Genomic DNA, 11,892 nt, shown 5'->3' with positions numbered 1-11,892 from the left:
GGTCACGGATGCTGATGAGAATGTTCCGGTGTACTCGGATGTGGAGGTGCAGCCGGGTGAGTCGGTGACGGTGGAGCAGACTGCTGATCTGCCGGCGGGCACGGAGTTCGCGGTGGAGGACGGGTTTGTTCCTCCGGCCGGGTGGACTGTGGTTGTGGATCCGGACACTGGTGCGGTGACGGTGACGGCTCCTGAGGGTGCTGCGCCGGGTACTGAGCTGACGGTGCCGGTGACGGTGACGTATCCGGATGGTTCGGTCGATGAGGCTGAGTTGACGGTGACCGTGGGTGATCCGGCTTCCGGATCGCTCGGCGGCATTGGACTTGGCTCATTGGGCGTCCTCGGGGCCGGCTCGCTCGGTCTTCTTCTTGGCTCGAGCGCTCTCGGATCGAACAGTGGTTCGGTGGGTGCAGGCTCCGGCGACCTGGCTCAAGGAAGTTCCGGTATTAAGGATGGCCTCGGTTCTCTATCGGGAGATTCCCTGAGTGTGATCGGCGGCTCCGCAGGGGACTCGACAGCCGGTAATCCGGGAGGCTCGGATGGTTCCGGTTCCGATGACGGCGCCTTGGGCAGTGTGGGAAGCCAGGATGGGCCCGGGTCTCTGGATCCGAGTTCGCTTGGTGGTTCTCTCGGGAGCCAGTCGGGCGGCTCGGACGCTGGCAACGGATCCGGTACGGGCTCGCTCGGCAGCCTGCTCGATCTCGGCTCCGACGCAGTAGATCAGGGAAGCACTGGCGGCGTGCACGCACTCGGATCTCTGAATAGCGGTTCCCAGATCGTGGCAGACGGAGCCTCGTCTGCAGGATCGATCGCTGCTGGCTCTCTCGGTCTCGGTTCGATCGGCATCGGTGGTTCGATCTGGGCGCTACATGAGGGTCATATCTCGCTCCCTGCGCTTCCGGGGCTCCCGCCACTCCCTCCGGAGGTGACCGCAGTACTCGGATGGGTGGGATTCGATGTGGATCGCGCGACTGTCAACGAGCCGCCTCCGGCACCAGGGCCAGCTCAACCGAACGGTCGAGGCTGACTGAATAGCCGGTGAACAGCGAACCCGCCTCCCTTCGGGGAGGCGGGTTCGTGTCATTTCATCTGGGGCCGCGAAGACGCAGGTCCATGCGGTCAGCCTCCGAGAACGCCCGAGACACTGCCGCCGAACACCGTGAACGCGTTACCGATCAGTACGGGATGGAAGTGGGAGTCGGTCGGTACGTCCCGCACTAGCAGAGCGCGGCCGCGTCATTGATGCAGTTCGGCACGTCGTCGGCATACAGAGTGCCGGGCAACCCGGGGGCGGCGCCACTGGCGCACAGCTGTTCGCGACCCTGCTCAACTAGCTCGAGCACACCGGCGGCCGCTACGGCAAATAGACCATGTGCGAGGGCGTCGGCACGGCCATCGTCACGATCATCGAGCGTCTGGCAGGCTGATTCCTGGGCGCGTACAACGACGGCGGGCCCCACATCTCTTACTGAGATGTGGGGCCCGCCGAGTCACGTAATTACGGTGAGGCCTCTACTCGCCGGCACCGCTGCCGGTGTCACCCATTCCGCCGCCGAGGAGGGTTCCGATGTCGGAACCCGAATCGCCGCCGGCATCGCCCCCGCCCAGCAGCGACGATGCGGCCCCTAACGTATCGCCCGAGCTGCCCATCTCGAGTGAACCCGTGATGGCCGAGAGCGGATCACCCACGAGGACCGCCGGATTGACCACGGGATCGGAGCCGGTGCACTTGGAGACTAGGGTGTAGACGTTCGGTTCGAGCTCCGCGTATACGGTTTGGCTGCTGAAGGCAACACTGGGGATCGGGTTCGGGATGAGCTCGTCGGTATAGAGGACGGTGACGCTCGAGTTTCCCGTGACCAGGTCCAGGAGGTCCGCGACGTTGCCGTTGGCGGCGCCCTGGAACTGGTCGACCACCCCGGCCGCGCCCGCGGTCGGGACGACCGCGGCGAAACACACCGCGACGTCCAGGATGTCTTCTTTCTCAAAAGTCACTGCGAGCGTATTGCCGTCGACCGCGTGGGTGGTGTCAGCTGCCATCGCGGTGCCGGCTCCGGCAACGGTGAGGGCAGCGGCTGCGCCGACGGCAGCCATGGTGCGGGTGGCGGTACGGGTGGCGAACATGTGTACTCCTTGTGGTCGGGCCGCGATCTGGGCCCCGGTAACGATCAGGTGATTCTCAGACTATGTTACGGGTCACACTCTGTCACTTCGTCAGCTCCAAGACGTAGAACGCCGCCCCGGCCGGGTGTGGCGGGGCGGCGTTCATGAGGCGCGGCAGGAGCTGATCAGCCGAGGCGTCCCAGTTCCGCCAGTCGCTCGTGCGCCTGGTTCATGATCCGCTGGATCAGCTCGTCGCAGCTGGGCAGGTCGTCGATCATGCCGACAACCTGACCGGAGGCGAGCACGCCGGCCTCGGTGTTGCCCTCGACCAGTCCGGCCTTGAGCAACATCGGGGTGTTGGCGGCCATGACGATCTGCTGCCAGGTGCGGTCGGACGACTTCTTCATGTTGAGGCCGTCCTTGGCCAGCTGCTGCCACTTCATGCCCGTCATGGACTTGAACTTGTTGGCGTTCTGCACAGCGGCGGCGATGCCCTTGAGCGGGCTGCCCGACTCGAGGGCGTTGACGAGGCCGGTGCGCAGGACGCGGTGCGGCATGCCGTCGACTCGGGTGGAGACCACGGTGTCCTGGAGCCCACGCTCGAGATACTGCTTCTTCACCGCGTCGGGCACCTGGGAGTCGCTGGTGAGGAGGAAGCGGGTCCCCATGGCGATGCCGGCGGCGCCGTAGGCCAGTGCCGCGACCAGCCCTCGACCGTCGAAGAATCCGCCTCCGGCGACAACGGGGATCGAGGTGTTCCCCGCGCCGCCGAGGGCGTCGATGACGCTGGGGAGGAGCAGGGTGGTGGCGACCTGGCCGGTGTGGCCGCCACCCTCACCGCCCTGGACGATCACCGCGTCGGCGCCCCAGGAGGCGACCTTGACGGCGTGCTTCGCCGCACCGATGGAGGGGACGACGACGAGGCCGTTCTCCTTGAGTCGGGCGATCAACTCCGGCTTGGGCGCAAGGGCGAACGACGCGACTTTGACCCCGTGCCGGATCATCAACTCGCACCGCTCGGCGGCGTCCTCGGCATCTGCTCGGAGGTTGACGCCGAAGGGCTTGCTGGTGAGCTTCTTGGTCCGGATGATCGCGGCTTCGAGCTCGGCGTACGTCATCGTGGCCGAGGCGATGATCCCCAGTCCGCCGGCATTGGCGGTCGCCGCGGTCAGCTCGGGTCCGGAAACCCAGCCCATGCCCGTCTGGACGATCGGGTACTCGACGCCGACTAGCTCGGTGAAGGCCGTGGTGATGGTCGGGGCGCTCACGCGGCCGGCACCTCACGGTCACGGAACCCGCGCGGGTCGAGCACCTCTCGGATGATGCGCAGTTCCTCTGCGGACGGGTCCCGGGTGACCGACGCCTCGGCCAGGCCTTCGATCTCGAAGCAGGTGTTCTGAGCGACCTCGTCGGCGGTGACGCCGGGGTGCAGGCTGAGTGCCCGCATGCTGCGGTCAGCGCCGCCGAAATCGAACACGCCGAGGTTGGAGACGATCCGGTGGAGGTGGTGGTAGCGGAACGCTGGGTCTCCTGGCGTGTAGCGGTCGTACCCGATGCCGCAGACCACGTCGACCTTCTCCGTGAAGACTCGGGTCGAGTGCTTGCCGACCCAGTAACTCGTGGCGTGGTTGATCGAGTTTCCGGGGGCGCCGCGCAGGCCGAACATCTGACGGGTCGGCTTCTGCACGTCGTCACCGAAGGCCGAGAGGTTCTGGTTTCCGAACCGGTCGATCTGGTTGGCGCCCATCACGACGTGGCGTGTGCCGGCCTGGAGGACGTCGAACACGCGGGGGAACGGGATGTATCCCTCGAAGTCGATGGTCTTACCCAGCGGCGGGGTCTGCCCGAGGAAGCGGTACTCGCCGTCGGTGATGAGCAGGTCCGGCTCCGTGGTGAGGCGGGCCAGCCGGGCACCGATGGTGGCCATCGGGGTCATGGGGGAGGCGAAGATCTCGCCGGCTCCGGCGAAGATCTCCGCACATGCGACAGCGCAGTACTCGGCCCTGCTGATGGACTGGGTGGTGATGTCGGACATCACTTGGCCCCCTTCTCTGACTTCTCGGCGGCGAGCCGCTCGCTGAACGCGGTGACCGCCTTCTGGTAGTCCTCCTCGGACCCGGACAGGAACTCGGAGACGAACGCCTCCCACGACTCCGCGTCCTTGGCGGCCGTGGCGTAGTGCCGCTGGAACGCCTCGTCGCGGCCGTATCCACCCGCGAAGGTGAAGTGGGCGCCGTTCGGCGCCTCGGAGACTGTGTCGACGAACATGCGGCTCAGCAGCATGCGCTGCGGCCCGACCTCGTTCATCAGGGCGTCCGCGGAGTCGACGATCTCGTCGACCTCCAGCAGGACCGTGTCGGCGGCCATGGCGTAGAGGTCGTCGAAGTAGCCATCGGCCCCGGTGAACGCGGCGTTGCCGTGCTTGTCGGCCTTGTCCAGGTGGATGAGCGCCGCGTCCATCCGGAGGGCGGGCATGGCCAGGAGGGTCTCGGTCTTGCCGTCGACCTGGTAGGGCGAGTCGACGGTCTTGAGCTCATCTCCCCAGAAGCGGAAGACGTCAGATCCGAGGCCGGCGCGGGTGGGGAGGAACGGCAGGCGGTGCGCAGCGGCGGTGAGGCCCGCGCGGACCATGCCCTCGTCCATTTCGCGGGAGATGATCGAGCCCTCGGTGCGGCGCCGCGCGAACCAGGGATCGTAGAACGGCGCGGAGTCCAGGGTCACGAACCCGTAGTAGGCCTTGGAGACCTTCCCGGCGGAACACAGCAGTCCCAGGTCCGGGCCGCCGTAGGAGATGACGGTGAGGTCGGTCAGGTCCTCGCGACGCAGGATCGCACGGACGAGCGCCATCGGCTTGCGCCGCGAGCCCCATCCACCGATTCCAATGGTCATGCCGCTCTCGAGGCGTGCGACTGCCTCGTCGAGACTCGTGCGCTTGTCGCGCGGGGTGGGGGTGGTGGTCACTTGTTTTCGCCCGTCCTTTCGGATCGCTTGTCTCGCTTGTCCAGGTTCTGACCCGTCTTGACGAACTCGTCGCGGTGCTCGTCGGCCACGCCGGCGAGGTTGAGTTCAAAGGTGAATCCCTGCTCCATGCGGTAGGAGCTCTTCACGTCAACCGGGTCGATGTGGTTGATGGCCTCCTTGGCCGCCCGGATCACCCGGGTGTCCTTGGCGGCGATCGTCTCCGCCAGCGCGCGGGCTGCGTCGTCGAGCTGGTCACGGGGGACCACCTCGTAGACCGTTCCCCACTGGTGCAGCTGCTGGGCGGTGACGTTGCGGGAGGTGAAGTACAGGGTGCGCATCATGTGCGGCGGGACCATGCGGGACAGGTGCGTGGCGGCCCCGAGGGCGCCCCGGTCCACCTCGGGTAGTCCGAACACCGCGTCGTCAGAGGCGACGATGCAGTCGGCATTGCCGACCAGTCCGATTCCGCCGCCCACGCAGAAGCCGTTCACGGCGGCGATCACGGGGACCGCGCAGTCGTAGACGGCGTTGAAGGCGACGTAGCACCCGCGGTTCGCCGCGAGCAGATGGTCGAAGCCCTCGAAGTTCTGCATCTCCTTGATGTCCACGCCAGCGTTGAAGCCGCGGCCCTCGGCCCGCAGAATCACGACGTGAACGTCAGGGTCGCGGCCGGCAGCGAGTATTTGCTCGCCGAGTTCGAACCATCCCGCGGACGGGATGGCGTTGACCGGGGGGTAGTCGACCGTGACGGTGGCTATCCCGTCTGCGCCCTTGTCGACGTTGATGCCCATGGAGCTCCTTCCCACGCCACCTCCGTCCTCGACGGCACGGTGACTAACCAAACGCTTGCTTGGTAGGCTAGCACGCATGACGAACATCGATCTGGGTCTGGCGGGGAAGGTCGTCCTCGTCACGGGGGGCGTACGCGGCGTGGGTGCCGGCATCAGCACGGTCTTCAAGGAGGCCGGCGCGGTCGTCGTCACCTGTGCGCGGCGACCTGCCGACGAGGGCTCCGACGTGGCTGATCTGGAGTTCCATTCAGTCGATCTCCGCGACGCCGACGCGGTGCGCGGAATGGTCGACGACATCGTCGCCAAGCACGGGCGGCTCGACGTGGTGGTCAACAATGCCGGCGGCGCACCGTTCGCTCTCGCCGCCGACGCCAGTGCCAACTTCCACTCCAAGATCGTTGCCCTCAACCTGTTGTCGGCGCTGACCGTGTCGCAGGAGGCCAACCGGGTCATGCAGCCGACCGGCGGCGCGATCATCAACATCTCGTCCGTCTCCGGACACCGCCCCTCGCCTGGTACCGCGTCGTACGGGGCGGCCAAGGCGGGCATCGACTCGCTCACGCAGTCCCTCGCCGTGGAGTGGGCGCCGGCCGTTCGTATCAACTCCGTCGTGGTGGGCCCGGTGAAGACTGAGCTGGCCGAGATGCACTACGGGGACGCCGACGGTGTGGCTGCCGTCGATGCCACGATCCCGATGGGGCGGATGGCGGAACCGCGCGACGTCGGCCAGGCCGCAGCATTCCTGGCCTCCCCGCTCGCCGCGTACATCACGGGGGCCGAGCTGCTGGTTCACGGCGGCGGCGAAAAGCCCGCGTTCCTCTCGGCGTCTACCGCCGAGAACAAGCACTGACCACACGAGCAAGGAGAAGGATTATGGGAATTTGCGACGGACGCGTCGTCATCGTCACCGGGGCCGGTCGCGGGATCGGCCGTGAGCACGCGCTGGCCTTCGCCGCCGAGGGGGCCAAGGTCGTCGTCAACGATCTCGGCGCGGGCCTCGACGGGTCGAACGTGGGGGAGTCCCCCGCCGAGCAGGTCGTGGCCGAGATCAAGGCGGCCGGTGGCGAGGCCGTGGTCAACGGCAACGACATCTCCAGCTGGGACGGCGCCAAGGAGCTCGTCCAGCAGGCTATCGACACCTTCGGCGGGCTCGACGTGCTGGTGAACAACGCCGGCTTCCTGCGCGACAAGATGCTCGTGGGCATGAGCGAGTCTGACTGGGACAACGTCATCAACGTGCACCTCAAGGGGCACTACGCGCCGCTGCGCCACGCTGCCGAGTACTGGCGCGCGGAGTCGAAGGCCGGTCGGCCGCGCGCCGCGCGGGTCATCAACACGACCTCCGGTGCAGGCCTGTTCGGGTCGGTCGGTCAGGGCAACTATGCGACCGCAAAGGCGGGCATCGCGCTGCTCACCATCCAGACTGCGGCCGAGATGAAGGGGTACGGCGTCACCGCCAACGCGATCGCGCCTGCCGCGCGTACCCGCATGACGACTTCGGCCGGCGAGGGTATGGCCGCCCAGATGGCGGCTCCCGAGGACGGGTCGTTCGACGCCATGGACCCGGCGAACATTTCGCCGCTGGTCGTGTGGCTCGGCTCCGAGGAGTCGGCCCCGGTGACGGGCCGGGTGTTCGAGGTCGAGGGCGGAAAGGTCACCGTCTGCGATGGCTGGCAGCGCGCTGCGTCCGAGGACAAGGGGGCCCGCTGGGAGCCCGCCGAGTTGGGGTCGGTCGTTCCGGGTCTGCTCGAGGGGTCGCCCACCCCGGTTCCTGTCTACGGGGCCCGCTAAGTCCTTCCGGTCGACGACGGAACCCCGCACCATCACGGTGCGGGGTTCCGTCGTTATCCCATGGTCAGCTATCCCGCAGCCCCGGAAGGGGACCGGGGTGCCCTCAGTTGCGCGGTTCCGGGCACTGCTGCGCGTCGACCGAGCCGAGCGACGCCAACTGATCGACCTGTGCCGACGGGAGGTCGCAGAGGTACGGCAGCGGCGGCAGAGCGACGCCACCGTTCGCGGCAGCCATCGCGACCGCGGCGCCACCACCGGCGACGGCGGTCACGGCGAGGACCGGGACGAGGCTACCGACACCACTGGTCCCCAGGCTCGCCGCGCTCTCGAGAGACGCGGCGGTACCCGCCGTGGATCCGGTATTGGTGGAGGCGGTGCCCTGCAGCGAGCCGTTCTCCATCGAGCCGGTGAACGCGGTCAACGAGCCGTTGATCGAGGTCAGGTCTTCGAACGAACCGATGACGACGTCGGCGCTGCCACCGGTCGACCCGGTGATGAGGTCCGAGCTCTGGCCCGTCGATCCACCGTTACCGGAGATCGACCCGGAGATGTCGGACATCGACCCCGAGAGGGCGGGCAGGACGCCACCGTCGGCGACCGAACCGATGATCGGCGACAGGGCACCGCCGTCGGTGAGCGAGCCGCCCAGCGGCTCGGTGATATCACCTGCGGAGCCGTTGGTGAGTGACCCCATAACGCCCTTGCCGACGAGCACGGCGGAGCCGCCGATCCCCTCGGTGGACCCGTCCGGGAACTCCGCGGACAGCGCGGGCAGCTCAGCGGAGCCGCCGAGCAGGTTCAGCTCGGTGGAGAGCGGCTCCATGCCGATGGAGCTGACGATGGGGGCCATCCCTGCCGACCCGACCGGCGCGAGCTCCGCAGAGCCGCCGAGGAGATCGGTGGACAACGGGGCCATCTCCTCAGACCCCGTGAGCGGAGCGAGATCGGACGAGCCGACCAGGAGCTCAGTGGACAGCGGGGTCATGCCTGACGACCCCACCTCGGCGGAACCGCTGAGGAGCTCACTGGAGAGCGGCACCATTCCGAGCGAGCCGACAAGAGGCGTCATGCCGGCGGAGCCCAGTTCTGTGGACCCGAACTCGGCGGAGCCGCCGAGCAGGTTGCTCGACAACGGGGGCAGGGCGGACGACGCCGGCAGTGCGGCAGAGCCACCGAGCAGATCGAGCTCGGTGGACAGCGGCATCGTGCCCAGTGATCCGGACAGGTCGGTCGGCAGCTGGGAGGAGCCGGTGAGGAGGCCGGTCGAGCCCGGGACCTGGGAGGAGCCGGTGAGGAGGCCGGTCGAGCCCGGGACCTGGGACGAGCCGGTGAGCAGGCCGGTCGAGCCCGGGACCTGGGACGAGCCGGTGAGTGGAGTTGTACTGAGTGCGGGCAGATCCGACGATCCGCCGAGGGGGTTGAGATCCGAGGATCCCGGCATCTGCGACGAGCCCGGGGCGTCCGCCGAGCCTGCGAGCGGGGACAGCCCGCCTGATCCGCCCGCCTCGCCACCGGACGAACCGGCGAGCAACGTACCGATTGACGGCAGCATGCTGGAGACGGATTCGGCGGTGACCTGAGCGCTGGCAACCCCCGGGATACCGGCGGCCGCGAGTAGTGCGGTCGCCGCGACCGCTGCGGCCTTCGTGGACTTCTTCATAAAGCTACCTTCCCTGAGAACGGACCCCATTGTTGGAAGGGGTTCATTTATAGATGCAGGTACACGAACGCATCGAAGGTTAGAATCCTCTAAGTGATGAAGTCTGTCAATGGTTTGCACAGGTTGCGTTGCCAGTGTGGCCAATGGGGCTCGCGGTGGGCGAGACGGCTGCGGCCGAGGACCTCCGGGGAGGTCCTCGGCCGCGAAGTCGTGAAACCCTACGTGTGGGGTTCGCAGATGATGACCGGGATGACCCGGCTCGTGTTGGCCTGATAGTCGGCGAAGTCCGCATAACGCTCGACGAGCCTGGGCCACAGTTCGGCCCGCTCGGACGGGGTGGCCTCCCTCGCCGTCATCGCGCGGCGACGGCGCCCCACCTGGACGGTGACGTTCGGGTCGGCCAGCACGTTGTAGTACCACTGGGGATGCCTGGGAAGGCCGCCCTGGGAGGCCACGAGCAGGACACGGTCCCCGTCTGGGAGATGGAGCAGCGGTACGGTCCGCGGCTCGCCCGACTTGCGGCCGGTCGTCGTCACCAAGCACACCGGAACAGGGGCCCGCAGCGCCGAGCCCACCCGCCAGGACCCGCCGACGCGGCCCCCGGACACGCGGTACGCCCACGTGTTGAGCCGTGACATCACCTTGATGACGCCGACGACCCACGGCGCGCCTCGCCGTGGGTCGTCGACGCCGGTCTCGGGCGCAGGATCGACTGGGCTCACCGGCCGCCTGTCAGGGGCGCGCGGACGATCACGTGCTTACCGGGGAAGAACGCGGCGAGCTCGCGACGGCTCTCCTTGAGCGAGGCGAGCCCGTAGCCCTTCTTGCGCTCCTCGGGATGGATCCAGATGGCCACGTCGACGTCGCCGTCGTCGATCTGCTCGCCGAAGACCAGCCCGACCAGTGCGTCCCGAGAGGCGTCGACCGCGACGAACCACATCGCCGACTCGGCCTCGACCCGGCCCAGCCCGTCTCTCAGTTCCTGCTCGGTCTTCTCCCGGTCCCACGTCCCGCCCGTCGCGGACGTCTCGTCCGACGAGCGTGCGTGGAACAGGGCCTTGTGGTCGTCTGATTCCGCGAAGGGACGGAGAGTGAAACCCTGTCCGGCGCCTCCGGCGGGCCCGCCGGAGGCCGATCCGGCGAATGCCTCGAGCGGAGTGCGCAGCACCTCGCGAGCCTCGTCGGTGGAGACCGAAAGCAGGCTCGAGATGGCTCGGACCGCATCCTCGGGCCCGTCGGCCGAGGACACCGCAGCGAAAACCTCTCGCCGCCGGGTCGCGGCCATGTCGATGACGTTGCTCATGTCAGATCCTCTCGATGATGCTCGCCGAGGCCTGGGCGCCGCCCGCGCACATGGTGATGAGAGCGCGTTCGCCGTCCGTACGCTCGAGTTCGTGCAGGGCGGTGGTGATGAGCCGTGACCCGGTGCTGCCGACGGGGTGGCCGATCGCGATCGCGCCGCCGTTGACGTTGACCTTGTCCATGTCGGGCCCGTGCACCTGCGCCCAGCTTAGGAGCACGGAGGCGAACGCCTCATTGCATTCGAAGAGATCGAAGTCTGAGATCGACATTCCGGAGCGGTCCAGCACCCGCTGGGTGGCCTGAACCGGGCCGTCGAGGTGGTACTCGGGCTCACCGCCGACCAGTGCCTGGTGGACGATCCGGGCCCGCGGCTTCAGTCCGTGGGCACGCGCCACGTCCTCGTCCATGAGAAGGACGGCGGCCGAGCCGTCGGACATCTGGCTGGAGGTGCCCGCGGTGTGCATACCGCCCTCGATGACCGGCTTGAGTCCGGCGAGCGCTTCGGCGGTGGTGTCGCGCAGGCCCTGGTCGCGGGTGACCGTCACGGTCTCGCCCGTGTAGGTGCCGTCCTTGAGGCGCTCGGGGGCGTCGACGGCGAAGGTCTCACGATCAAATCGGCCCTCGTCCCACGCGCGCTTCGCGTTGTCCTGGGACCGGACGCCCAGCTCCTCCAGGTCGGCCCGGCTCAGGCCCCGGCGCTGAGCGATCCGGTCGGCGGCCGTGAACTGGTCGGGCAGGTCGACCGACCAGTCGTCGGGCCGCGGCATGCCGTTCTCGCCGTTGCCGACCGCCGCACGCAGCGAGAGCCAGCTCATCGACTCCACGCCGCAGGCGATGCCGACATCCATCGCCCCGGCGTGGATGAGGTTGGCGATGAAGTGGTTGGCCTGCTGGGCGGACGAGCACTGGCAATCGATGGTCGTGCACGCCGTCTGCCAAGGCAGCCCGGAGGCCAGCCAGGCGCCGCGGGTGACGTTGTTGCCCTGGGCCCCGGCCTGTGTGACGCAGCCGCCCACCACCTGCTCCACGAGGGAGGCGTCGATTCCGGCGCGCCGGATGACCTCCTTCTGGGAGGCGCCCAACAGGTGGGCGGGGTGCAGGCCGGACAGTGCACCTCGGGCCTTGCCAATGGGAGTGCGCACGGCCTCGACGATGACGGGATTACCCATGACTGTCCTTTCGTGTATGGCAGGTGTCGGAGACAGTAGCCTGCCGTGAACGTGTTCTAGTATGGTGCGTAGAACGTGTTCTAGATTACCTTTCGGGTGGCGGGTCTGCAGACTC

Annotated in this window: 12 protein-coding genes; 3 read left to right on the top strand and 9 right to left on the bottom strand. The window is 67.9% G+C overall.

The features are described from left to right. Positions 1-1,027: Rib/alpha-like domain-containing protein (locus FQ137_RS15265; RefSeq protein ID WP_223146526.1), on the top strand; the 1,027-nt coding region annotated here is incomplete at its 5' end. Between the two features lie 485 nt (positions 1,028-1,512). On the opposite strand, the gene FQ137_RS15260 is transcribed toward FQ137_RS15265, so the two are convergent. From FQ137_RS15260 to FQ137_RS15240, 5 genes are all read right to left on the bottom strand, one after another. Then, a complete protein-coding gene (locus tag FQ137_RS15260) occupies positions 1,513-2,124 on the bottom strand; it encodes a hypothetical protein (protein WP_149293479.1) in 612 nt (203 codons plus the stop codon). Positions 2,125-2,288: 164 nt separating this feature from the next. Next, the gene (locus tag FQ137_RS15255; RefSeq protein WP_149293478.1) at positions 2,289-3,371 is read right to left on the bottom strand and encodes a nitronate monooxygenase family protein; all 1,083 of its coding nucleotides are present in this window, start codon (positions 3,369-3,371) and stop codon (positions 2,289-2,291) included. Next, positions 3,368-4,138: a CoA-transferase subunit beta gene (locus FQ137_RS15250; protein WP_149293477.1), complete on the bottom strand. Its 771-nt coding sequence runs from the start codon at positions 4,136-4,138 to the stop codon at positions 3,368-3,370. The genes FQ137_RS15255 and FQ137_RS15250 overlap by 4 nt, the downstream gene beginning before the upstream one ends. After that, on the bottom strand, positions 4,138-4,992 hold the full coding sequence (locus FQ137_RS15245) for a CoA transferase subunit A (protein ID WP_370452407.1): 855 nt from the start codon (positions 4,990-4,992) through the stop codon (positions 4,138-4,140). The genes FQ137_RS15250 and FQ137_RS15245 overlap by 1 nt, the downstream gene beginning before the upstream one ends. 68 nt (positions 4,993-5,060) lie before the next feature. After that, a complete protein-coding gene (locus tag FQ137_RS15240) occupies positions 5,061-5,855 on the bottom strand; it encodes an enoyl-CoA hydratase family protein (protein WP_149293475.1) in 795 nt (264 codons plus the stop codon). A gap of 76 nt (positions 5,856-5,931) precedes the next feature. Between FQ137_RS15240 and FQ137_RS15235 the strand changes: the two genes are divergently transcribed. Then, positions 5,932-6,705 (top strand): SDR family oxidoreductase, encoded by a 774-nt coding sequence (locus tag FQ137_RS15235; RefSeq protein WP_149293474.1) that lies wholly within the window; start codon positions 5,932-5,934, stop codon positions 6,703-6,705. A gap of 20 nt (positions 6,706-6,725) precedes the next feature. Continuing rightward, positions 6,726-7,646, top strand: a complete 921-nt coding sequence (locus FQ137_RS15230; RefSeq protein ID WP_188065118.1) for an SDR family oxidoreductase — start codon at positions 6,726-6,728, stop codon at positions 7,644-7,646. A gap of 103 nt (positions 7,647-7,749) precedes the next feature. On the opposite strand, the gene FQ137_RS15225 is transcribed toward FQ137_RS15230, so the two are convergent. From FQ137_RS15225 to FQ137_RS15210, 4 genes are all read right to left on the bottom strand, one after another. Further along, positions 7,750-9,306, bottom strand: coding sequence for a hypothetical protein (locus tag FQ137_RS15225; RefSeq protein ID WP_149293472.1), 1,557 nt, complete (start codon positions 9,304-9,306; stop codon positions 7,750-7,752). A 218-nt stretch (positions 9,307-9,524) separates the two neighbouring features. Beyond that, positions 9,525-10,028 (bottom strand): nitroreductase family deazaflavin-dependent oxidoreductase, encoded by a 504-nt coding sequence (locus FQ137_RS15220; RefSeq protein WP_304506056.1) that lies wholly within the window; start codon positions 10,026-10,028, stop codon positions 9,525-9,527. Next, positions 10,025-10,609: a GNAT family N-acetyltransferase gene (locus FQ137_RS15215; RefSeq protein WP_149293471.1), complete on the bottom strand. Its 585-nt coding sequence runs from the start codon at positions 10,607-10,609 to the stop codon at positions 10,025-10,027. The genes FQ137_RS15220 and FQ137_RS15215 overlap by 4 nt, the downstream gene beginning before the upstream one ends. Position 10,610: 1 nt before the next feature. Continuing rightward, positions 10,611-11,777, bottom strand: a complete 1,167-nt coding sequence (locus FQ137_RS15210) for a steroid 3-ketoacyl-CoA thiolase (RefSeq protein ID WP_149293470.1) — start codon at positions 11,775-11,777, stop codon at positions 10,611-10,613. Between the last annotated feature and the right edge of the window lie 115 nt (positions 11,778-11,892).

It is taken from the genome of Dietzia sp. ANT_WB102, from assembly GCF_008369165.1.
GTDB lineage: Bacteria > Actinomycetota > Actinomycetes > Mycobacteriales > Mycobacteriaceae > Dietzia.
Note: the sequence above shows the minus strand (reverse complement) of the source record. Positions and strands in the feature narration are given on the sequence as shown.